This is a genomic window from Hydrogenovibrio sp. SC-1 (genome assembly GCF_002848135.1).
GTDB lineage: Bacteria > Pseudomonadota > Gammaproteobacteria > Thiomicrospirales > Thiomicrospiraceae > Hydrogenovibrio.
The window spans coordinates 164,986-186,859 of the sequence record NZ_PKGB01000002.1; the positions used below are offsets into that span (position 1 = coordinate 164,986).

The following is a 21,874-nucleotide window of genomic DNA, read 5'->3' on the forward strand; positions in this document are numbered from 1 at the left end:
ATTCCGGGTTAACCTAAACGGAATTGAATCGGTTGATTGACCCAAATTTTGACCGGCTCACTGTTATAAAGCGCTGGCTCAAACTTCCATTTCTTAATATTTCGAATAGCCACTTCTTCAAATGTGTCTCGCGGTTCAGACTCTAAAACACGTACCTGCTCAACATCACCTTGTTCATTGACTAAAATACTTAATAATACAAAGCCTTCAATTTCTTTAGCCTTAGCCCTTGGTGGGTAGTTCAAAGGCGCCCTTGATACGGCTCTGGGTTCCTGATCAACCGTATCGCTTGTCATAATGGCATTGGTTGTATCCCCTAATATTTGATCTTTTGCCTCTGGCATTTCAGAATTTGGGTCAAAGGCATTCATATTGATATCAATACCCGATAAGCTCATTCCCAGTCCTGAAAAAGCCGGTGGTGCAGCAACGGGATTCGATTGCTTTTTTGGCTGCGGTTTTTTGGGTGTTGGCTTGGGTTTTTTGGGTGTTTTAACCGGCTTAATCACCTCAAATGACAAGGTTCTTTGCTTATTTTTTTTAGGCGGTTCTGAACTGAGGTTGTTTAAGTACAACATTGTAAACACGATCACTATGGTGCCGATCAACATACCTGATCCAGCATAAAGCTGGTGTTTTAACCGTTTGTTCAACCATTGAGAGGAGTGGTTCATTAGCCCCCCTCATATTCTGTTACAACACCGACATCTTCAGCACCCGCCAAACGACATTGATCAACCACTTCAATCAACTTTCTAGCAGGAACCCCTTCATCAGTCACAACCAAAACAGCCGACTCTGTCGAAGTTCTGAGCATATCTCTGAGTTTGCTTTGAATGACCCAAGTGCGAACGGGTTGGTTATCGAGATAAGTATCGCCATTGGTATCGATATAGACTCTGACCGCCTTAGTTGATGAAGGAGAGCTTGAGGTTGCTTTAGGCCTATTAATTTCTAAATCCATATCTTTTACGAAGGTGGCACTGACCATAAAAAAGATCAGCAGAATAAAAACCATATCGATTAAAGGTGACATATCGATGGACTGATCTTGAGATTGCCTTTTCTTATATCGAATCATTATTTTGCATCCTCTGTCTGCTCCGCTGTCTGACTACTGAAGATATCGATAAGTTGCTCCAGTTCTTGTTCGACCACGGTTTGTTTTCGGTTGATGTAACTGTGAAATACCAGTCCAGGCACAGAAATACTCAGGCCAAATTGGGTGGTAATTAGGGCTTGAGAAATGCCTTTGGCGATACCACCATCCTGACTCATAAAGGTCATATCTTGTAAAGAATCAAAGGTCTCAATCATGCCGGAAACCGTGCCTAATAGCCCTAAAAGAGGGGCAATAACGAGCAGAACGGTTATTAAGCTTCGGTATTTCTTTAATTCAATGTAGTAATCACTGAATAGCACATCTAAATTTTTTCGAATTGAATGAGTATGTGCCCTTGATGTTTCTAGGCCAATCACAACCGCTTCTTCCATAATGGTTTTGGATTTCATTTCTGGTTGCTCTAACCGTTTTTGAATTAAGCGTCTTGGGTTATTGGTGTTGATACGAATCATAGAAGCGCGGTAAGCAAGTGCATACCATAGTACGATCGTAATGAATAGCAGGGGCGGCATAACGTAACCCCCTGTATTCATAAAATCGATAAACTGCTTCCACAAGTTCGCTGTTTCAATAAATTCAATCATTCGTTCACCGAGCGATGGTTTTGGTATTGATTAACAACATGAAGTGCAGATCGTTCTAATTCATCTTTAATCCGATTTGACCAGCTAGACAAGATAGTTCCGACCACTAAAACAGGGATGGCAACGATTAACCCCAGTTCTGTCGTTACCAGCGCAATCGATATCCCGCCAGATAACAGTTTTGGATCGCCTGTACCAAACTCAGTGATAATGTCAAAAGTTTCAATCATCCCTGTAACGGTACCGAGCAAACCGAGTAATGGCGATATGGCTGCGACAACCATAATCAATGCGTGAAATCGATCTAAATGGGTATGTTCGTGGATAATAGCTTCTGAAATGATGTCTTCCACATGTTCTCTATCACGATGGAGGTTAGAAAGCGTACTGCTTAATACACGCTTAATTGAGCCTCCAATACGGTTTGCCTGCTGTTTTGCCTGATCTAGGTTACCCTGCGCTACACTTTCTGAAATGTTGACAACTTCCTTTCTGCTACTTCGGCCAAGACCAAATAGGAAGAAAGCGCGCAGTAATGCCAGTAGTGTAGCGATTCCACCCAGACCAACAATGATCCATGCAATGATGCCTCCGCTATTGATAACGGCCATGACTTCTTTGTCTTCGACAAACGCAACTTCTTGGGTGGGTGAATCGAACAGAAATAAGGGGATTGTTTCAGGTAGATTGCCTGCTGCGAGTGCTTCAATTGAACCCGAGTCGTCTTGTTCCCAGAGTTTAAAAGCACCACCACCTGCTGGTGCTAGTGGACCTTGGCCTTGATTAGATAATCCAAATCGAGCAACACCACCGTAGTAAACAATATCACCTGTTATTTCAGATCCATCCTGTAAGAAGTAGGCTTGATTCGGTTTAGTATGGATACTGGTATTTTGCTTGAGTATCATCACCCCTTCAGAAATCGTTTCTTCAATTCCAGTCAGCTTGGGATCACCTGGTTGTTTGAGAGTTGCAGAAGCTTGTTCTAATGTTGCTTCAAAGACGCCTTGGTTGGATGCCTTTGCCAGTGTTTCTCGTTCAACCACTGCAATTTGGTCATTGATTCGATCGGCTTCCAGTCTGAGTGCATCGCTTTCCGACTGAAGCATTTCCAATTCCTGTTGAGCTGTTTTTTGTTCTGCTTGTTGTTTTGATTTCAGTTGTTGAATACGAGACTGCATGGCTTTCTTTTCTTTTAGCAAGAAACTGTACTCTTTATAAAAGGCACGTTCTAAGTCATGTTTCGGTTCTTGAGCATGCAAGACGGGAGAAATCAAAAGGGTTAGCAATAAAACTTTGATACTGAATTGACGCATTCTTTATTCCTCAATCGCTTGCTTGGTGGGCAGTTTAAACAGACCTGTTCGGATCTGCGTTTGCATAGAATCAAATAAATAGACCACTTGTTCAGTTTGTAATGGCTTTCTCAACAGTTGATATTTCCACTGACCAGACGCCGTTTTAACCAGTTGACCGACTTGATTGTCTTGTGTTTGAAAGTACAGCGTCATCATGCCGATTCTGGCAAGATCGACCAGTTGCTTACGGTCTTCTCCCGCAATGAGCACGGAATCTTGATATAGGCCAGACTCTTTGGTTAAGCGAATCTCATCTTCAACAAATGCCCATAATTTATTAAAGCCTCGTTGAACTGAAATCAGTTCTTTCTTAACCTGGGTGTCGATTTCTTGCAGTGAAGCTAGGCGTTCCGCTTTTTTGAAAGGTAAGGCGTCATTTAAATATTCTTCAATTTGGGATATGGCCTGTTCAAATTGTGGTCGTAAGAACTCTGAAGACTGACCTTTTTGCGCATTTTCTGCTTTGACGTCTTCCAGGTCTTGACGTAGACGTGCCAATAAATTTTTATTGCGTTCAATCTCAGATTTGATTTGATTTCTTTGAGACCACAGAAAATTCATTTCTTGACTGTGTTCTTCCTTTAGAAATCGAATTTCACTGTTCAGCGATTCGACTTCGCCTCGTAATTGAATTAATTTTTCAGACATGTTTTCTAGGTTCTGATCGGCATAAGCGACAGAACACCAACTGAAGCATAACCACAAAACCATGGTGATTGAGAAACGCATTGTTAACGGCACCCCGATAATTGAATAAAAAACAACATTATCGGGATATGATGTGAAAGGGGTGTGAAGCCTAGATGACAATAAATTAAAGCTAATGTTACAAGCTCAATATTCTTCTCTAGGACTTAGATAGGGTGAAGTGAATCGTTTAGTAAAATAATCTCTAATGGAAAGTATTCAACATTAATGGGCTTCATCCCAATTGGATCCTTGGCCAATGTCTACAATCAGCGGAACCTTTAAGGTTAATGCAGACTCCATGATCGATTTTATGTGCTTTTTCGTTTCGGTAATATCCTTTTCCGCAACCTCAAATACTAATTCATCATGGACTTGCATCAACATTTTAATGTCACACGGGGTTTGATCAAGCCAGTGTTGCACTTTGACCATAGCGGTTTTAATAATATCGGCGGCAGTACCCTGCATCGGTGCATTAATGGCGGTTCTTTCGGCATATTGTCTAAGCTGGCCATTTTTAGCATTAATGTCGGGTAAATAAAGTCGGCGTCCCATTAAGGTTTCTACATAGCCGGTCTGTTTGGCATTTTCCTTGGTGGATTCCATGTAGTGTGCGACACCTGGATAACGTGCAAAATAGAGGTTAATATATTCTTGAGCCAGTCCACGGCTAATATTCAGTTGCTTCGCTAATCCAAACGCAGACATGCCATAAATTAAGCCAAAGTTGACTGCCTTGGCACTGCGACGCTGTTCCTTGGTGACGTCATCCAGTGGTGTATTAAAAATTTCAGCGGCGGTGGCTTGGTGAATGTCCTTTCCTTCTGAAAAAGCCTTTAACAAACTGGCATCCCCAGAGAGGTGTGCCATGATGCGTAATTCAATTTGCGAATAGTCAGCGGCCAATAATTGATAGCCGGGTGCAGCGATAAACGCCTGACGAATACGGCGACCTTCAGCACTGCGGATCGGAATATTTTGTAAATTGGGTTCGGTTGAAGAGAGGCGTCCGGTTGAGGCAATCGCTTGCTGATAAGAGGTATGTACCCGACCCGTTTCTGTATTAATCTGTTTTGGCAAAGAATCCGTATAGGTGGATTTGAGTTTTGCTAGGCTTCGGTATTCTAAAATCAAAGAGGGTATTTCATAGCCTTGTTCCGCTAATTTTACCAATACCGGTTCTGCGGTTGAAGGTTGTCCTTTAGGGGTTTTTTTCACAACGGGGATGTCTAATTTTATAAATAATATTTCTTGTAGTTGTTTTGAGGAATTGAGATTAAATTCTGTACCAGCAACCAAGTGAGCTTGTTGTTCCAGCTGGGCCAATTTTTGACTGAGTTCATAAGATTGATCTGCTAACATCTGACGGTCAATGAAAACGCCATTGCGCTCCATTTTTGCCAAGACAGGGAGTAATGGCATTTCAATCTCTTCAAAGACTTTGTTTAAGGCTGGTTCAGCTTGCAATTTCGGTAGCAGTGCTTGATGGAGTTGCAGGGTAATGTCAGCATCTTCAGCCGCATAAGGGGCAGCAGTTTCCAATTCAATTTGATTGAAAGTTTTTTGTTTTTTTCCCGTGCCAGCGATGTCTTTAAAGTGAATGGTGTTACGGTTCAGGTAGGTCAGCGCCAAATCATCCATGTTATGGCGGGTTGCAACACTATTAAAACAGTAGGATTCAAGCATGGTGTCATAAGCGATGCCCTGAACCTCAATCCCCATATTTTTAAAGATGTGCCAGTCATACTTAAAGTTTTGACCAACTTTTTTAATGGTTGGGTCTTCCAATAAGGGCTTCAGTTTGTCTAATACTGACTGAACGGGTAATTGTTCAGGTGCATCGTCGTAGTCATGGGTTAAGGGCACATAAGCGGCAAAAATCTGCCAGGCCTGGTCGTTTTTTTCTGCATAGGCAAAGCTGACGCCAACCAGTTTGGCAGCCATGGCATTTAACGACGTGGTTTCAGTATCAATCGCAAAAACATCCGATGCTTCCAGTTTTTTGTGCCAAACATCAAAGCTCTGCCAGTCCATTATCGTTTCATAAGGCTGGGCTATCATTTCGGGTGCATCAGTGACGGATGTGTTGGCTGTGGTTTTTTTAGACTGGCCATTGGTCACGGTTTCAGAATGGGCTTTACGGCCACTACTTTTGCTAAAAGGCAGTTCGCCTTTTAACACACGAGTTAACCAATTGCGCAAATCATATTCTGAAAAGAGGGTTTCTAGGGCGTCCATATCCGCTTCATGGCGCTTGATGTCATTGAGGGCAATCGGTAAATCGCAATCCAAGCGGATAGTGGTTAGCTTTTGAGACAACTTGAGTTGTTCAATATTTGCCCGCAAATTTTCACCAATTTTGCCTTTAATGTCATCCGAATGGTCAATTAAATTGTCAATAGAATCGTATTCTGCAAGCCACTTCGCAGCGGTTTTAGGGCCACATTTAGGAATGCCAGGGATGTTATCGCTACTATCACCCATCAATGCCAGATAGTCGATAATTTGTTCAGGTTTCACGTGAAACTTTTCAACCACCTTGTCCGGTGTCATCAAGGTGTCATTCATGGTATTGACCAGGGTAATGTGTTCATTTACCAGTTGGGCCATATCTTTATCGCCCGTAGAGAGTAGGGCATCCATTTTGGCTTGGGTCGCTTGATAAGCCAGTGTGCCCATCACATCATCGGCTTCCACACCATCAACAACGAGTAAGGGGATGCCTAACGCTTTGATGATTTGGTGAATGGGGTCAATTTGAATGCGTAATTCGTCGGGCATTGGTGGGCGATGAGCTTTGTAGTCTTCATACATTTCATGACGAAAATTCTTCCCTTTCGCATCAAATACCACCGCAATCCGTTCGGGTTGGTATTGTTCCAACAGTTTGCCAATCATATTAATGACCCCAAAAATCGCACCGGTGGCATGGCCTTTTGAATTGGTTAAAGGCGGCATGGCATGGAATGCGCGAAATAGGTAGGATGAGCCATCCACTAAGATAAACGGGCTGTCGGGGTTGAATTGCGGAAGGATTTGAGTCATTGAATACTTTGCCTTTAAAGGATTATGCTAAAATATCGCCATTTTATTGATGCACCTATTATTGATATAAGCGATGGGTGCTTGAGGTGTCATTTTAACCTTTTCTAGGGCGGTTTTGGATGTCTGTTTATACGGTTGTAGATCAAGCAGAGTTGGAAGTTTTTTTGGCTGATTATGAGCAAGGCTCTCTGGTCTCATTTGAAGGCATCAGTGCCGGTATAGAAAATACCAATTATTTTGTTGATACCACTGAAGGTCGCTTTGTCTTAACGATTTTTGAACATCATAGCTTTGAAGAATTACCCTATTTTTTGAATATAATGGCATTTATGGCCGAGCATCAAATTCCTACGGCTCATCCCAAACCAACCCTAAATGGCCAATACCTAAAAGAATTGAAAGGCAAGCCGGCTGCACTGGTAGAACGTTTAACGGGATCGGGTGTTGAGCAACCTAGCCAATTGCAATGTCAAATTATGGCAGAAAATTTAGCCAAATTTCATTTGGCAGGCCAGCAATATGAACAAACTCGAGCTAATGATCGAGATATTGATTGGATGCATCAGACCTTTGCATCCATAAAGCGCTACTTATCAGAAGATGAAATTGATTTAATTGCAAAAGAGTTAGCCTATCAAGCAGGGCAACCTTGGGATCAGTTACCACAAAGTGTGATTCATGCCGATTTATTCTGTGATAATGCTTTGTTTGATGGCGATGCGCTTTCTGGCATTATTGATCTTTACTATGCCTGTAATGCGTCTATGTTATATGATTTGGCGGTGATGGTGAATGATTGGTGCCGTTCGCAAGATGGAACCTTAGTCAATGAAAAGGTTACGGCGGTATTAAGCGCTTATCAAGCAGTTCGACCCCTTACAGAAGTAGAACTAACTCTATGGAAAGCCGCTTTACGCTTAGGCGCTTTACGGTTTTTGCTATCAAGACTGCAAGACCAACATCAACCGCGAGAAGGGGAGATGACCCAAATTAAAGACCCGAATGTCTTTAAAACGCTATTAATTGCACATCAAGATTCTGAGTAATATCCTTAATCCCAGTATTCAAAAATTCTATTAGAAATCAGTGACTTTTTAAACTATTTTCCTCAATAAGTTGTTATAGTTCGTTAACGAAAAACATAAGAATATCGTTATATAGCAAAATCATTAACTAAATAGCTTAGAAAGGATTCATTATGAAGCAGTGGCTAACAACCCTTTGGTTTCGAGACCCAAAAGAAGAACCCGTTTTTATTAATGACAATGCGGTGAAGATTCGCGCAGGCATCTTGCTGGTCATCCCTGTTTATATGCTTTATACCTTGATTGATGTGGTCTTTGGTCCAGACTGGAAGGTATTAGAAAATACCACCATGGTGGATACACTAGAAACCACTTGGGAGTGGCACACCATTTACCAAGTACAAGCGACCCAACGTGTTTATGACTACACGATACAAACCTGGATTTTGTTCTTTGGGTTATTTGAAATGTTAGCTGGCATGTTTGTACTGACATCGCGTTTTTCTCCAACGATTTATTTGGCCACGCTACTGGCTAAAAACACGCAACCAAATTGGAAACCTCTAGTACCCAAGCGGGTTGCCTGGTCAATTGGTGCCAGTTTTATTTCGGTTTGTTTGGTGTTTTTTAATCCAGAGGTGTTTGCCGGTTGGGTGAATTCCCTCTTCAATAGCGATGTGCTGCCGACCACCGAAAACTATATGCCTAAATGGATTCCTCTGGTATTGGTGTGGGTTTGTTTAGGGTTTATGTGGTTAGAAGCAATTTTAGGCTATTGTGTCGGCTGTAAATTGCATGCGCTTTTGGTGAAGTTAGGCATTTTTAAAGAAGAGTGTGAAAGCTGTAATAATATTGATTGGGAAGAAATTGCGCGTAAACATGCTGAGCGAAAAGCGGCTGAAGTGAATGCCGAAGCAAAATAGGCTGAGTTTTTGGTCTAAACTGTGCCTGTAAAGCATTTTGATTTAAGGCTCAAAATACATTACAGGCGTACAGTGTTGTGGGTTAGTAGGGTTTTTGATTTAATCTGAAATGAGAGTTAGGTTAAGAGCGCCCGCCACATTTTCCTTCCGAAGATTTTTTACCACCACACTTGCCTTCAGATTTTTTCATCTTCATGCCTTCGCCACACTTGCCCTCAGAAGATTTTTTACCACCACATTTGCCTTCAGACTTTTTCATCTTCATGCCTTCGCCGCATTTACCTTCACCACACTTTCCTTCATGGCTGGATGCGAGGCTGTTTTCATAACCTCTTTCAAGGTTTTTGAATCCAAAATCCGCTTCATTCGCTAAAGCCGATCCTGAAATAACCGAAGCGGTTGTTGCGCCGGCCAATTTTAAAAACTGTCTACGAGATGTATTTTTCATTTGATTTCCTCTTTGATTCCATTGAAACTATAAAAAATGAACGGCTAATTTTTTTGAAAATGTTTGGCAATCCAATAATCAATGCTAAAGATGCGCCCACCGCCTAAAATAACCAAAGCTAACAGCATGACCAAATAGGTTACCGCCCACTCTATTCCACTGTTACTTATTACAAATTGGCCTTGTTCCGTAAGCCAATCATAGTGTCCATATTGCTGTAATAGCGATTTTGCAGCTTCTAGACGTTCCATTGCGCCGTCAATATTCGCACTGGGCCAAGGTGACATAGGGTCGTGAATCGCTTGCCAACCATTTTTCAAGTGGACAGAAAAAGTCGCCACTAACATAGTGATAATGAGCGGTATACTCGCCCAGCGAGTCGCCAATCCAAGCAACAATAACACCGATCCACCAACTTCTGCGGCAATGGCTAAGCTGGCCATGAGCTCTGGAAAGGGTAAGCCCAATCCCCACTCAGTATTGCCAAACCATTCGACCACACCTTTAAAGCCCACGATTTTGTTGGTGCCCGCTACCCAAAAAACGGCGGCTAAATAAAGCCGAATCGGCAGAGTCGCTAAAAAATCGAATTGCTTTGTTGTTTGATTCATAAAACGTTGAATTTGGATAAGCCATTGCATAAGCAATCCTATTAGTTTATGAATATTCAGATAAAAACATTAACAGTAAATAACGTAGAAAACAACTTAAATGAGAATCATTTTTAACCAGGCCTGGTGGTTATTTTGCCGGATCAATCACGCCTGCAATACTGGTATTACATCGAAACCAACCTGCAATACTGACCCTGGGCTGTTGTGTCGGCAGGACTTCATGGGGGATTTGTTCGCTCATAAAAATCATCATCGTGCCAATTTTGGGTATGACGCTCGTTAGTTGAGCTGAACTGTCTTCATTATAAATCACCAGTTCACCACCCCAATCGGGTTGCCAATGAGGATTAAGATATAAAACCGTTGTGACCATGCGATTAGCCCGCCCTCTAAAGCTATCTAAATGTTTTTTATAAAAGTCACCTGGCTTATAAATTGCAAAATGACTTTCATATTCAAATAGTCCAAGGAATAGCGCTCGGTTGAGCTGATATTGCAAATCAGCCATTTGTTTGAGGTAGGTCTGTTGCGCGTTTGATGAACCATCTAGCCATCTAATCTTGTCACGTCTAATGTCGTGGTTTAATTGATGGATATCACCCCGTCCAACGCCTGCAGTTTGTAATTGCCCCTGTTGGTCATGGAATTCTGCTTCGGCCAATAGCTGTTGGCATAGGGCTTCACTCACCGCTTTCGGCCATTCAAACCAGCCTTTTTCGACTAAGGCATCCAGAAGTTGATCCATCACTGAATCAGTCAGATTAAGAGACATTGGTTTTTCCGATTAAAGAGAAGAATTATCCTCCTAAACATATTTTTAGCAACAAAATTATTCAGTTATATTATGCTATGACTGTGTCATTGCATTGACTTAGCGTCATGCTCAGTCACGAAGGCCGGTTTTGGGTAGATTTGGAGACGAAATGAAACGTCACATTCATAGAATTATAGACAAACCATTGCTTTCGGCATTGGTGGTGGGCAGCATAATTCATGGCTTCATTTTGCTTGCCATGTTTATTTTTTTAGGGATAGTTGAGACGCAGTCAACTTTGTTTGAAAAATGGCATCTTTCCCCCAGTTTATCCTTGATTCAATTCATTACGCCATATTTTGTCCCCTTTTTTGTAACCGTGTTTGCTCAAGAACTGAGTCATCAGAAAATCCAACGTATTTTGCAGCAATTCCCAGAATCTAACCCTAATATTGTTATGCGATTGAATCATGATTTAGTCCCTGACTATATCAATCCGGTTGGTCAGGCCTGGTTAGAAAAGCATGCATTGGACACCCTTTCTTTGAATAGCTTATTGCCCAGCGCCATGGTTAAAAAACTATCCAACATGCCTAGAAAAGGGGGAGTGATTTATGAGGATGAAAAGCATTTTGGAACAGAAACTTATCATTTTAAGGCAAAAGTAGACGAGTTCGGCGCCGTTTTCGTTACAGCAGAAGATATTACTGAAAATAAAAAATTACAGGATTCTTTAAAACATACCCTTTTTCAACTCAATCAACTGACGTTGCTATTGAATGAAAACTTAAATCACTATGATCCGACGCAATTTGACCTATTTCAAACATTTCAAACAATGTTGAAACAAGTAGCATTGGCCTCCAATCAGAGTATTGATGTGCCAAATTATGTTTTTTGTACCTTCTCTGAGGAAAATAAAGCGGTTATTGGCCAAATCTACCAGCTAAATAAAGACCAAGTGGTTGGTTTGACTGAGCCTTTTAAGCTGGAGTCGACAGGGTATGCCTATGCCATTTCTAAAGGGAAAACCGATATCTTCTACGAAAAATGGCAGCCGCAGCAGCAATCGCTAGAGGACTTTCAGCAGCAATTTAACCCAGTTGTTCGTCAACATGTCGGTCTGATTAAGGGCTATGCGACTTATCAAAGTGGTTCGGTATCGGTTATAGGCTTTTTTAAAACAGAACAATTTGACAAGCAATTCAATGACATTTTGAAACAAATAGCGCTTTTCGGTCATTTTTTTCATCGTATCAGTCAAGAAAGCATCGCCATTTATGAACAGTTTGCCTATTCATTAAAGGCCCTGGCAAGGGCTTCTGAAGCGAATGATGAGGACACTGGACAGCATATTATTCGCATCAACGAATATGCATATGCATTAGCCATTGCATTGGGTCAACCAAAAGCTTTTTGTGATGAGATCCGATTGACTGCGATGATGCATGATGTCGGTAAAATTCATTTAGATCCGGCCATTTTGAAGAAACCAGGTGCTTTAACGGATGCTGAAAGAACCGAGATGATGCAACACCCGATCCATGGCGCCAAAATACTGGGGGAATCCGATAAGATGAAAATGGCGCGAGAAATTGCGCTGTATCATCATGAAAAATTTGATGGTAGTGGTTACCCGAATGGGCTTGCCGGTTATGACATTCCATTAGCTGCACGCATAGTGAATTTGGTGGATGTATATGATGCATTACGGCAGAAGCGGGTTTATAAGCCAGCGTTTGACCACGAAACGGCGTATCAGATAATAACGGAAGGCGATGGGCGTACGAAAGTCGAAGAATTTGATCCAGATATTATGGCAGCCTTTAAGAAAATCCATCATCAGTTTGATGATATTTTCACTCGTATGACTTAATGCTAAAGACTTGTTGTTTGGTGTGTAACTCTGCGTCACCAAACAACAAGTTAAGTTTATTGACTATTACCAAGCTTTATAAGGTAAGAATTTACCATTCATGGTCACAACAACTCTGTCGCCAGCAGGGTTTTCTTCTTTATCAATATCCATTGAAAAATCAATCGCACTCATAATGCCGTCACCGAACTTTTCATGAATCAATTCCTTCATTGTTGGACCATAAACTCCGACAATTTCATACAATCGATAAATCAAAGGATCGGTTGGAACCGCTTTTTCCCAGGTTTTATGAGGAAAGGTTTGCAAAGCGGTTTCGACGTCGGTGCCGAGCCCTAATAGGGTTGCGACTTTTGCAGCAGGTTCGGCGTCAAGGTGATTCATGCCTAAGCAGGCAGAGGTGGTATACACTTCACTAAGTCCTGCTGCCGTGGCAATGTCACACCAGCCGATTGATTTTTCAGCTTTAGCTAGGATAATCGCTTCAGTCATTTCTACTTTAGACATCATAGTCTTGGTCTCCATTTATGGTTAGTTAAAAGCACCCTCCTTAATGCAATCCTTATGCCAAAATTGTAACCTATTGATAATTAAGTATAAAATGGATTTTTTGATAGTTGTGAGTTATTTTTTGTATATAAATGTATACAAACACTAACAATTGTTTAACTTTGTACACAATAAGGTGTGTTATTGCGATACTATTTTAATCTTATTTATAGAAAAATATAATAACTATTTGTTTTATATAGTTTATAAAAATTGTGGCACCCTTTCCGCTATAGCTAACTCAGTTTCGAAATGTCGAAATATTATTTATTTTAATTGATGAGGAATCACAAATGAGCGAAGTCTATATCCCTTCATGTTTACGTCCGATTGATAGTGATGGATTAAATAAATTATCAGAAGCTGGTAAAGCGGCACCTGATACTATCAAAACCTTGAAATCGAAAACGGTATTAGAGGGCCAGTTTAAAAACTTAAACTACATCCGAGATTTAGATCCGGTTGTTGTCGATGAGCCTCCTGTGTTATTGGGTGAAGATACAGCCCCAAACCCTTCTGAAATGGCATTGTTATCGCTAGGATCATGTTTATCAGTTGGTGTACAAGCCAATGCCAGCGCTCGCGGTATTAAGTTATCTAAACTTGAAATTGAGTTGGAAGGGGACATTAACATCACTGCCGTATGGGGAACAGGTGATATTGATCCGAACAAAAAACTGGGTGTAACTGAAGTTAGAGCGATGTTTACTATTGTAGCGCCAGATACGTCAAAAGAAGACCTAGAGGAATTAGTTCAGCATGCCATTAAGTGGTCTCCTGTCGCTAATACATATATTAACTCTGTCGCCTTGTCAGGCAAATTAGTGGGTTAATTTTAGCCAGGCCTGGCGATTGTTGTCAGGCCAATCTCACTCTGAAGGAGAATGACCATGATCAGTCAAATAGTAGAAAAAGATTTGAAACCCTTAACGGTCTCAATCGATCACGGACAATATACCACTGAAGTTCTCACAAAAATTGGGCAGGCTGGCGGATTCCGTCACCATATTCCATCGCTAAACAATGGTGATTTAAATTTGTTTGGCACCATTCAAGATATGGCAACCATTTCAGAAGAATGTATGTCAACCGGGTTTATGATGTGGGCACAGACGGTTTGTGCTTGGTATATCGAAAATTCGGAAAATGAGTGGTTGAAGTCAGAAATTATGCCTAAGATGGTGGATGGAGAGTATTTTGGTGCCACCGCCTTGTCTAATCCCATGAAATATTTTGCAGGTATAGAAGACTTAAAACTATCAGCCGAAGAAACTGAGGATGGCTATATCATTAATGGAACCTTGCCATGGGTTTCTAATCTTTTAGAAGGATCCAGTAATCACTTCTTTGGTTCAATTTTTAGTGTACATGATCATGATAAAAACTATGAAAAGGACGTGATGGCATTGATTCCATGTGACTTGGAAGGCTTAACCATGAAACAAATGGTCGAGTTTATTGGCATGGAAGGAACCGGTACCTATTCATTATTGTTTGATAATGTATTTTTACCGAAAAAATATTTACTGGCCGACCCATTAAAACCGTATTTAGAAAAAATCAAAGCGGGATTCATTTTATTACAAACTGGCATGGCTGCAGGCGTTATCAAAGGATCCATTAATGAAATGGAGAAAGCCAATTTAACTTTGTCGGAAATTAATGAATTCTTGGATGATTCACCCGAAGAATTAAAAGAAGATTTAGAAGATGCCATTGAGTTGATTCAAACACTGTGTGAAGACCCCTTTATTGCCGGGCAAGAGTATATTCAAAGCGTTTTAGAAGCCCGTTTATTGGGAGCTGAAATGTGTAAACGTGCCGCCGATTCGGTTATGCAACATACGGGTGCCAAAGGATACTTAGTCGATGCCGCTGCACAACGCAAAATGCGTGAAGCTTACTTTGTAATTATTGTAACGCCTTCCATTAAGCATCTTCGTAAAGAAATCTCTCGTCTTGAAGCGGCTTAGGAGATAAAGATGACTGAAGCCTTTAAAAAGTATATCTGTAAGACCTGCGGCTTAATTTATGATGAAGAACTGGGCGATCCGGATTCCGGGTTGGCGCCAGGAACCCGATTTGAAGATATTCCGGATGATTGGTATTGCCCGCTGTGTTTAGTCGGTAAATCAGACTTTATGTTGCTAGATTCGACTAAAGAAAAATCACCTTCTGATTCAGCGCCAAAGCGCAAAGCAAAGAGTCGTGCAGATGTGTTGATTATTGGTGCTGGTTATGCTGGTTGGCAAGCAACTGAAAATGTGCGTCAGGCGTTACCAGATGCGGAAATAAGTTTGCTGACAGCCTGTGATGGAACCGTCTACCCCAAACCCACTTTATCAATGGCACTGAGCCAGGGCCGAACGCCAGATGATTTGAAGGAAACCACCGCTGACCAAAAAGCAGCTGAATTGAATATTGGTGTGAAAACCTTAACCAAAGTGATTTCAATCAATGCCCAACGCAAGAAGGTTATGACCACTTCGGGAAGCTATCAGTATGATAAATTGATTTTGGCCACCGGTGCCAAAGCCCTAACACCCAAAGTTGAAGGTAATGCTGCCAAAGACATGCTGACGATTAATGACTTACCAGCTTATCGACGCTTTATAGAAGCTTTGAAAGGCAAAAAATCGGTGACTTTGATTGGGGGAGGGTTAATTGCGACAGAACTTGCGGAAGATCTGATTTCGCAATCGATTCAAGTCACGATGGTGATCAGAGGCGCTCATTTAATGAGTCAGATATTGCCAGAAGCGATCTCTCAAACACTGGAAGCTAAGTTGCAAGCTAAAGGCGTCCAATTTTATAAGAATTCAGAACTGAAAGAAATGCACCAGTCAGAAACTGGCTATCAATTGCACACAGATCAAGGCGAGCAGTTTGAAACCGATGTGGTAGTGGCTGCGATTGGTTTGGCGCCGATTTTGGATTTGGCTAAAAAAGCCAAATTGAAAACCAATATCGGCATTTGCATAGATCAACATTGCTTGACGTCAAATCCTGATATTTTTGCGATTGGCGATGGTGTTGAATCGGAAGGCGTATTACAAGCCTATTTGGAACCGATTCGACGTCAGGCCAAAGCGATTGCTGCCTATTTAAAAGGTGAAGAAACACACGCATTTAAAGTCTTACCCAGTTTAATTAAAACTAAAACACCGAGTCTATCCATTATGATTAGCCCGCCGCTGCATGCGACGCATGGACAATGGGAGTCGACGCTTATGGTTGGCGATAACCAGCGATTGTTGTACAAAGATGGCGACAAGGTTTCCGGTTTTGCGTTAAGTGGTGAGCTTGTCACCAGTGCTAATGCCCTTTATAAAGAACTGTTTAGTGCTTAAAAATTTGTTTAAAACTCGCGTTTAGGGCCGCATTAGCGGCCTTTTTTTTAATCTTTTTCTTTCCATTTCAATCAAAATGACCAGGCCTGGTCAAATTTGATTAGGTACTTACATTTGTACATCTACTTAAAACATTTGCTAAAATAAAATTCTATTTAAAAATTCCAGAACGGAGAATCAGGATGCGTGTCGTCAATCTTCTCCGGGTAGCTTTTCGCTAGATTTGATTCTGCACTGCCCGGTCATTGTACCGGGGCCTAATCGCCCCATCGATTTATTGTTACCTAAGGTTTATGGGGTCTAAGATGACATCACATTATTCTCTGCATCAATTAGGGTGGAAACCCTTTTTTCAACACCAACTTTCTTTGGAAGAGTTAGACGATTACACGCCGGCTCGAGTATTTGGCATTGAGCGATCATTTATTCAAATATTCACGCCGGATGCCATTGAGTGGCTTGCTATTACACAATCAATGCCCGCTTTAGCGGTCGGTGATTGGATTTTGATAGACCATCAAGCCCAGTTTGTAAGATTATTAGATAGAGCGTCGCTGTTTGTTCGAAAAGCAGCAGGAACACGAGCTTACCAGCAATTGATTTCTGCCAATATCGATACGGTTTTTATTGTTAGCTCATTAAATAATGATTTTAATTTAAATCGAATTGAGCGCTATTTGGTGTTAGCACACGAGGCTGGCGTTGAGCCAGTGGTTCTGTTGACAAAAGCCGACCTTTGCGATGATTCCAGCCAGTTTGTTGACAAAGTTCAATCGTTGGATCCTATGTTGGCTGTTTTTGCGGTAAATGCTCACAAAATTGAGTCATTACAGCCATTGGCGCTATGGCTCACGTCAGGCAGTACGCTCGCATTTTTAGGGTCATCTGGGGTCGGGAAGTCGACGTTGGTCAATTCGCTGCTTGGTGAGGCAGTGCAAGAAACCAAAGGCATTCGAGAGGATGACAGCAAAGGCAAACATACGACGACAGCTCGGTCATTGCACATGACGGCATCCGGTGTTTTATTGCTGGATACCCCTGGTATGCGAGAATTACAATTGGTTGAGTGTGAAGCCGGTTTGGAGCAAACTTTTGCCGATATTTATGAGCTGTCGAAGCAGTGTCGGTTTTCCAATTGTCGACATCAAACTGAGCCGGGTTGTGCCGTCTTGGCGGCCATTGATTCGGGTCAATTGGATGCGCGCAGATTGAGTCATTTTCAAAAACTAGAGAAAGAACAAGCTTTGAATGCAGCGACTTTAGCTGAAAAACGAGCGCAAGATAAACGCTTTGGCAAATTGGTGAAGTCGGTTAAAAAAACTAAGCAGCGCTCACATTAACAGGCTTGGCTGTTTAAGCCAGGCCTGGTTATTTTTGACATAACCTGAATGCACAAAAGGAGCGTTATAAGTCCAGTTTTTTCATTCGGTAGCTAAATTGACGCGGGGTCATGTTAAGCAGAAGCGCGGCACGCGTTTTGTTGCCGCGTGCCATTTCAAGTGCTTGTTTGAGTTGTGCGGATTCGTCTTCGGAAACAGGCCAGTAGGCACGTTTTCCATCCGGTGTTTGCTGGGAATTTGGCCAGACCTGGGGATTATTTTGTGGCGGTGGATAGCCACTGGCTGCTGATGCTCTATTAGGGTCTGGTTGCGTTGGCCAGGATTCAACAGTGGGTGGAGGATTGAGTTCGTTTTCAAGGGGTTTGACGTGCCCGCCGTGGATAATGGCGCTTTCTTCTTGAATGATTTTTTCAATTAATTTGGCGGTAATAAGACGACCTTTGTCTGCCATTAACACAGCCCGTTTGACCACGTTTTCCAATTGGCGGATGTTTCCAGGCCATTCGTAAGCTTCGAGAAACGTCATGGTACCTTTATCGAAGATGGTGCTGGTATGGTATTCCTGGTTGGCTTGGTTTAAAAAGTGTCGGGCCAGCAGCCGAATATCGCCATCTCTTTCACGTAGTGGGGGTAATTCGATTGGGAAGACATTTAAACGGTAGAATAGATCCAGACGAAAACGCCCGCCATTGACGGCTTCGTGTAGATCCTTGTGGGAGGCGACGATAATGCGTGTGTCCACATGAATTTGTTTGGTGCCGCCCACCCGGGTGACGCAGCGCTCTTCTAGGACACGTAATAGCTTGGCTTGCAGGCCGAAATCCAAATCACCGATTTCATCTAAAAATAAGGTGCCGTTGTTTGCCAGTTCAATCTTGCCTTGTTTGGTCTGTGTTGCACCGGTAAAAGCCCCTTTTTCGTGTCCAAACAGTTCCGACTCCAATAAGTCAGGTGGAATGGCAGCGCAGTTGATGGCGATAAAGGGGCCATCTTGCCGATGAGAGGCGAGATGTAACATTCTTGAAAAGCGTTCTTTCCCTGTTCCAGATTCGCCTTTTAACATCACGGTGACAGCGGTATTGGTTGCGCGGCTGACTTTATTGAGTGCAGAACGCAGTGCAGCACTTTCTCCAATAATGCCATATTGACTGCCTTGCCCCAGCGCCATAGCGCGCAGTTGTTCGTTTTCTTCCTTTAAGTATTGAGTTTGTTGTTCAATCATGGCATTGACAGCCAGAATTTCACTGATAAATAGTGACATCAATTTGAGAACACTCAGATCTCGATCCAGTGAACGGGGGCGTTTGCTAAGACGGTTAACGGCTAAAACGCCAACGGTAACGCCATTACGGATAATAGGTAAGGCGATAAAAGCGACCGTTTCTTGAGGCAGGGTTGATCGTTCAACTGTTCGAAATAGGTAGTCGTCTTCTTTATCGATATCGGAGACGATAATGGGGCTGCCAGAGTGCATGACTTTTCCAGAAATCCCTTCGCTGATGGCAAAACGTCCTTGGGCGATTTCTTGTTTAGTAAGACCGTAAGCATAGGCGGTGTATAAGAAGCCTGAGGTGTTTTCTTGTAACAAAACCCGACCGCGATTTAATCCCATTTGTCGAGAAATCAGGCTTAAAATAGTGTGTACGGCCTTGTCAGGTTCATAGGCTTTTTCGATTTGCTCAGCCGCTTCTTTAATGACAATGTATTCTGACTGGTTCGCAATATCAATTTGTTCGATGTGATTCACAGAACGTTCCCTCTTCAAGCCGAATGTTTGTTATATTTTGATGGATTCATATTACCATGTTGTGTGCAAAATCTTAAATGGAGCTCTTTATTATGCTGATTTCTTGCCATCTTTACGATCAGCTAGAGCGAGCCGCAATCCAAAAACAAGTCGTGCGCTTGCAATTTGACTCCTCCGCTTCTCAGAGTGAATTTGAAGGTGTTATCCTTGACCTCTTTAGTCGAAAAGGTCGTGAATTTTTAAAAGCAAAAAACGGCCAAGAATGGCCGCTGTCTGGACTGGTTTCCATTGAAACGATTCAAAAAGAATAAATGGGTTAGGTGGTTTTGGCACCTAACCCAGGTGATCCAGTTATTCCACATGCCAAGAGTAGCGTTTGATTAGGGTGACGGCAATAAAGTCCAGCAAATATCCGATGACCCCAATAACCACTACGACGGCGGCTAAAGTATCATATTCAAGGGTATCTCGGGCATCGTTGATGGCGTACCCGAGTCCTGACGTGACACCGAGATATTCAGCAGGAACTAAGACAACCCAGGCGACCCCAATGGCTAGACGAATACCCGCAAATACATCTTGTGCGATGGCAGGCATAATCACTCGACGGAGCATTTGATAGCCATCGGCACCTAAGTTTCTTGCTACTTGGAACCAGTTAGGATCAATACGTTGCACCCCATGCGCCGTTCCAAATACGATTGGCCAAATGGTTGCCATCGCTAACAAAAACACGATTGCTGAGTCCCAAGTTTCAAAGGCTAAGACGGCAATCGGCATCCAAGCCAAAGGGCTAATCATACGCAAGAACTGAAATGGCATATTGGCAATTTGTCGGAACATTAAGAAGTAGCCAACCAACACTCCGGTAGGCACCCCAATTACAACCCCCCAGAAAAGGCCGCTGATAATTCGCGACAAACTGGAATAAATCGTTTCCCAAATAGAGCCGGTTTCAATTAGGTACCATAGTGCCGAAAAAGTGGCTTCTGGTGCAAATGCCGCAAAGGCTTCTGTATCTGGGTTTGCAGAGATTAAAATCCCGCCTATCCACCAGACTAGGAGCAGAATGAGCATGCCACTGGTGGCATTAATCATACTCTGTAGCCAGTTTGGCAGGTTTTTAAAGCCTGCCAGGGCTTGTCCGAATGAAAGTTGGGGTTTGATTTGACTATCGCTCATAGTTTAAACACCTCTTCTCGGTGCGTTGGGTTGTCTAAATCAACCCCTCTCACTTTGCCCCAAACATCGTATTTATCCATGGCATTTTTAACGTAATCATAGTTCACCAAGTCTTTGACGATGAAGTCAGTATCTAGGTTATCCATAAAGCTCTTATCGCCGGTGACCAAGGTTTCTTTTAGCTGATCCACAATAAACTTGGTCGCGGAAGGATAAGGGTAAGGGTTAAAGTCGATTCGGCTTACATCCCAATCAGGGTGCTTGATGGCTTTTGGATCTTCATAATGGGTTGGTGCATAATCCGTCATTGCTTTAAGAACCACTTTAGCCTTCATCGGAAGGTATCGTTTACCTTCACGCGATAGCATTTTAGCAACTTCTTCTTTGTTTTCTTGAGCATATAGAGCTCCTCTAACAACGGCATTCATCACTTTTTGTGACCATTCTGGACGCTTATCAACATCGTTATCATGCATACAGACCACACAACAAGGGTGATTTTTCCAAATATCACCAGTAAATCGAAGCATTTTCGCACCAGCAAGGACTTCTCCAGCTGCATTAAATGGTTCTGCAACAATATAAGCATCAATTTTTTTCGCGGCCAAGGCCGGGGGCATGTCTGGTGGTGGCATGATTTGTAAGTTAACTTGGTTCGGCTTAAGTGGCTTGGTTTGATCTTGAATCACTGGCTCAAGACCAGCATTTTTTAGGGCCATTTGTAAAACGATATTGTGCATGGAATACCAGTAAGGTACCGCAATTTGCATGCCACCTAATTCTTCAAACGCATCCACCCCCGTATGTCTTCCGACCACTAATCCTGATCCATTCGTGTGTGCCCAACTGGTAATTTTAACTGGGAAATTATTGTTGTAGCGCATCCAAATTGGAATGGGCTTTAAGAAATGCACTAAGTTGAATTTATGTGCTGCGAAGCCTTCAATTAGTGGTGACCAGCCGCGGATTAACGTTGGCTTTTCAGCCTTTAATCCTTCATCTTCAAAAAAACCCATGGCATGAGCCACTAATAATGCACTGGCATCGGTAATGGGTAAATATCCGATACGAACCACTTCATCATCTGGTGGGGTCATATTGGCAAATGCTTGAGTCGATGGCAAGCTCATAGCTGCAGCTAGCCCTCCTGCTGTTGCTAAACTGTCGAGAATGAATTCACGACGACCTTTCTCGGGGTTATAGATATAGTCGTGTTCTGATGACTCGTGATTACCATTGCAATATTGACACATGTTGTTACTCCTT

Annotated in this window: 21 protein-coding genes; 8 read left to right on the forward strand and 13 right to left on the reverse strand. The window is 42.3% G+C overall.

The features are described from left to right. Window positions 1–8 precede the first annotated feature (8 nt). From CYQ88_RS01910 to polA, 6 genes are all read right to left on the reverse strand, one after another. Window positions 9–674 carry an energy transducer TonB gene (locus CYQ88_RS01910; protein WP_101839652.1) on the reverse strand — a complete coding sequence of 222 codons (666 nt, stop codon included), beginning with the start codon at window positions 672–674 and terminating at the stop codon, window positions 9–11. Then, window positions 674–1,081, reverse strand: coding sequence for a biopolymer transporter ExbD (locus CYQ88_RS01915; protein WP_199170144.1), 408 nt, complete (start codon window positions 1,079–1,081; stop codon window positions 674–676). The genes CYQ88_RS01910 and CYQ88_RS01915 overlap by 1 nt, the downstream gene beginning before the upstream one ends. Further along, complete coding sequence (locus CYQ88_RS01920) at window positions 1,081–1,707, reverse strand: MotA/TolQ/ExbB proton channel family protein (RefSeq protein WP_101839653.1); 627 nt, start codon at window positions 1,705–1,707, stop codon at window positions 1,081–1,083. Before CYQ88_RS01920 ends, CYQ88_RS01915 begins: the two co-directional genes overlap by 1 nt. Then, window positions 1,704–3,023, reverse strand: a complete 1,320-nt coding sequence (locus CYQ88_RS01925; RefSeq protein ID WP_101839654.1) for a MotA/TolQ/ExbB proton channel family protein — start codon at window positions 3,021–3,023, stop codon at window positions 1,704–1,706. Before CYQ88_RS01925 ends, CYQ88_RS01920 begins: the two co-directional genes overlap by 4 nt. Before the next feature lie 3 nt (window positions 3,024–3,026). Next, window positions 3,027–3,794: a DUF3450 family protein gene (locus tag CYQ88_RS01930; protein WP_101839655.1), complete on the reverse strand. Its 768-nt coding sequence runs from the start codon at window positions 3,792–3,794 to the stop codon at window positions 3,027–3,029. 183 nt (window positions 3,795–3,977) lie between these two features. Continuing rightward, a complete protein-coding gene (gene polA, locus CYQ88_RS01935) occupies window positions 3,978–6,800 on the reverse strand; it encodes a DNA polymerase I (protein ID WP_101839656.1) in 2,823 nt (940 codons plus the stop codon). 119 nt (window positions 6,801–6,919) lie between these two features. On the opposite strand from polA, the gene CYQ88_RS01940 reads away from it, so the two are divergent. Continuing rightward, window positions 6,920–7,846, forward strand: coding sequence for a homoserine kinase (locus tag CYQ88_RS01940; RefSeq protein ID WP_101839657.1), 927 nt, complete (start codon window positions 6,920–6,922; stop codon window positions 7,844–7,846). 152 nt (window positions 7,847–7,998) lie between these two features. After that, window positions 7,999–8,748: a DUF4395 domain-containing protein gene (locus tag CYQ88_RS01945; RefSeq protein WP_101839658.1), complete on the forward strand. Its 750-nt coding sequence runs from the start codon at window positions 7,999–8,001 to the stop codon at window positions 8,746–8,748. Between the two features lie 121 nt (window positions 8,749–8,869). On the opposite strand, the gene CYQ88_RS01950 is transcribed toward CYQ88_RS01945, so the two are convergent. From CYQ88_RS01950 to CYQ88_RS01960, 3 genes are all read right to left on the reverse strand, one after another. Continuing rightward, on the reverse strand, window positions 8,870–9,196 hold the full coding sequence (locus CYQ88_RS01950; protein WP_101839659.1) for a twin-arginine translocation signal domain-containing protein: 327 nt from the start codon (window positions 9,194–9,196) through the stop codon (window positions 8,870–8,872). 44 nt (window positions 9,197–9,240) lie between these two features. Next, a complete protein-coding gene (locus tag CYQ88_RS01955; RefSeq protein WP_101839660.1) occupies window positions 9,241–9,837 on the reverse strand; it encodes a DoxX family protein in 597 nt (198 codons plus the stop codon). Between the two features lie 100 nt (window positions 9,838–9,937). Next, window positions 9,938–10,582, reverse strand: coding sequence for a 2OG-Fe(II) oxygenase (locus CYQ88_RS01960; protein ID WP_101839661.1), 645 nt, complete (start codon window positions 10,580–10,582; stop codon window positions 9,938–9,940). Between the two features lie 151 nt (window positions 10,583–10,733). Between CYQ88_RS01960 and CYQ88_RS01965 the strand changes: the two genes are divergently transcribed. Further along, complete coding sequence (locus tag CYQ88_RS01965; protein ID WP_101839662.1) at window positions 10,734–12,440, forward strand: HD-GYP domain-containing protein; 1,707 nt, start codon at window positions 10,734–10,736, stop codon at window positions 12,438–12,440. Between the two features lie 66 nt (window positions 12,441–12,506). Here CYQ88_RS01965 and cynS read toward each other — a convergent pair whose 3' ends face one another. Then, complete coding sequence (cynS, locus tag CYQ88_RS01970) at window positions 12,507–12,950, reverse strand: cyanase (RefSeq protein ID WP_101839663.1); 444 nt, start codon at window positions 12,948–12,950, stop codon at window positions 12,507–12,509. 332 nt (window positions 12,951–13,282) lie between these two features. On the opposite strand from cynS, the gene CYQ88_RS01975 reads away from it, so the two are divergent. The 4 genes from CYQ88_RS01975 (at window position 13,283) to rsgA (ending at window position 17,679) form a co-directional block, all read left to right on the forward strand. Beyond that, window positions 13,283–13,822 (forward strand): OsmC family protein, encoded by a 540-nt coding sequence (locus CYQ88_RS01975; RefSeq protein WP_101839664.1) that lies wholly within the window; start codon window positions 13,283–13,285, stop codon window positions 13,820–13,822. A 57-nt stretch (window positions 13,823–13,879) separates the two neighbouring features. Beyond that, window positions 13,880–14,962, forward strand: coding sequence for an acyl-CoA dehydrogenase family protein (locus CYQ88_RS01980; RefSeq protein WP_101839665.1), 1,083 nt, complete (start codon window positions 13,880–13,882; stop codon window positions 14,960–14,962). A 9-nt stretch (window positions 14,963–14,971) separates the two neighbouring features. After that, window positions 14,972–16,339, forward strand: coding sequence for an FAD-dependent oxidoreductase (locus tag CYQ88_RS01985; protein WP_101839666.1), 1,368 nt, complete (start codon window positions 14,972–14,974; stop codon window positions 16,337–16,339). Between the two features lie 305 nt (window positions 16,340–16,644). Further along, window positions 16,645–17,679 carry a ribosome small subunit-dependent GTPase A gene (gene rsgA / locus CYQ88_RS01990; protein ID WP_101839667.1) on the forward strand — a complete coding sequence of 345 codons (1,035 nt, stop codon included), beginning with the start codon at window positions 16,645–16,647 and terminating at the stop codon, window positions 17,677–17,679. A 64-nt stretch (window positions 17,680–17,743) separates the two neighbouring features. Here rsgA and CYQ88_RS01995 read toward each other — a convergent pair whose 3' ends face one another. After that, window positions 17,744–19,426 (reverse strand): sigma-54-dependent Fis family transcriptional regulator, encoded by a 1,683-nt coding sequence (locus tag CYQ88_RS01995; RefSeq protein ID WP_101839668.1) that lies wholly within the window; start codon window positions 19,424–19,426, stop codon window positions 17,744–17,746. Window positions 19,427–19,518: 92 nt separating this feature from the next. On the opposite strand from CYQ88_RS01995, the gene CYQ88_RS02000 reads away from it, so the two are divergent. Next, the gene (locus CYQ88_RS02000; protein WP_158235990.1) at window positions 19,519–19,737 is read left to right on the forward strand and encodes a hypothetical protein; all 219 of its coding nucleotides are present in this window, start codon (window positions 19,519–19,521) and stop codon (window positions 19,735–19,737) included. 40 nt (window positions 19,738–19,777) lie between these two features. Here the strand turns inward: CYQ88_RS02000 and CYQ88_RS02005 are convergent, their stop codons facing one another. Beyond that, window positions 19,778–20,608 (reverse strand): ABC transporter permease, encoded by an 831-nt coding sequence (locus CYQ88_RS02005; RefSeq protein WP_101839670.1) that lies wholly within the window; start codon window positions 20,606–20,608, stop codon window positions 19,778–19,780. Next, window positions 20,605–21,861 carry an ABC transporter substrate-binding protein gene (locus CYQ88_RS02010; RefSeq protein WP_101839671.1) on the reverse strand — a complete coding sequence of 419 codons (1,257 nt, stop codon included), beginning with the start codon at window positions 21,859–21,861 and terminating at the stop codon, window positions 20,605–20,607. The genes CYQ88_RS02005 and CYQ88_RS02010 overlap by 4 nt, the downstream gene beginning before the upstream one ends. Window positions 21,862–21,874: the final 13 nt, after the last annotated feature.

Bases quoted from the DNA above. Each gene is read 5' to 3' on its own strand.
- CYQ88_RS01910 (WP_101839652.1), bottom strand. From the start codon at position 674: ATGAACCACTCCTCTCAATGGTTGAACAAACGGTTAAAACACCAGCTT.
- CYQ88_RS01915 (WP_199170144.1), bottom strand. From the start codon at position 1,081: ATGATTCGATATAAGAAAAGGCAATCTCAAGATCAGTCCATCGATATG.
- CYQ88_RS01920 (WP_101839653.1), bottom strand. From the start codon at position 1,707: ATGATTGAATTTATTGAAACAGCGAACTTGTGGAAGCAGTTTATCGAT.
- CYQ88_RS01925 (WP_101839654.1), bottom strand. From the start codon at position 3,023: ATGCGTCAATTCAGTATCAAAGTTTTATTGCTAACCCTTTTGATTTCT.
- CYQ88_RS01930 (WP_101839655.1), bottom strand. From the start codon at position 3,794: ATGCGTTTCTCAATCACCATGGTTTTGTGGTTATGCTTCAGTTGGTGT.
- polA (WP_101839656.1), bottom strand. From the start codon at position 6,800: ATGACTCAAATCCTTCCGCAATTCAACCCCGACAGCCCGTTTATCTTA.
- CYQ88_RS01940 (WP_101839657.1), top strand. From the start codon at position 6,920: ATGTCTGTTTATACGGTTGTAGATCAAGCAGAGTTGGAAGTTTTTTTG.
- CYQ88_RS01945 (WP_101839658.1), top strand. From the start codon at position 7,999: ATGAAGCAGTGGCTAACAACCCTTTGGTTTCGAGACCCAAAAGAAGAA.
- CYQ88_RS01950 (WP_101839659.1), bottom strand. From the start codon at position 9,196: ATGAAAAATACATCTCGTAGACAGTTTTTAAAATTGGCCGGCGCAACA.
- CYQ88_RS01955 (WP_101839660.1), bottom strand. From the start codon at position 9,837: ATGCAATGGCTTATCCAAATTCAACGTTTTATGAATCAAACAACAAAG.
- CYQ88_RS01960 (WP_101839661.1), bottom strand. From the start codon at position 10,582: ATGTCTCTTAATCTGACTGATTCAGTGATGGATCAACTTCTGGATGCC.
- CYQ88_RS01965 (WP_101839662.1), top strand. From the start codon at position 10,734: ATGAAACGTCACATTCATAGAATTATAGACAAACCATTGCTTTCGGCA.
- cynS (WP_101839663.1), bottom strand. From the start codon at position 12,950: ATGATGTCTAAAGTAGAAATGACTGAAGCGATTATCCTAGCTAAAGCT.
- CYQ88_RS01975 (WP_101839664.1), top strand. From the start codon at position 13,283: ATGAGCGAAGTCTATATCCCTTCATGTTTACGTCCGATTGATAGTGAT.
- CYQ88_RS01980 (WP_101839665.1), top strand. From the start codon at position 13,880: ATGATCAGTCAAATAGTAGAAAAAGATTTGAAACCCTTAACGGTCTCA.
- CYQ88_RS01985 (WP_101839666.1), top strand. From the start codon at position 14,972: ATGACTGAAGCCTTTAAAAAGTATATCTGTAAGACCTGCGGCTTAATT.
- rsgA (WP_101839667.1), top strand. From the start codon at position 16,645: ATGACATCACATTATTCTCTGCATCAATTAGGGTGGAAACCCTTTTTT.
- CYQ88_RS02000 (WP_158235990.1), top strand. From the start codon at position 19,519: ATGCTGATTTCTTGCCATCTTTACGATCAGCTAGAGCGAGCCGCAATC.
- CYQ88_RS02005 (WP_101839670.1), bottom strand. From the start codon at position 20,608: ATGAGCGATAGTCAAATCAAACCCCAACTTTCATTCGGACAAGCCCTG.
- CYQ88_RS02010 (WP_101839671.1), bottom strand. From the start codon at position 21,861: ATGTGTCAATATTGCAATGGTAATCACGAGTCATCAGAACACGACTAT.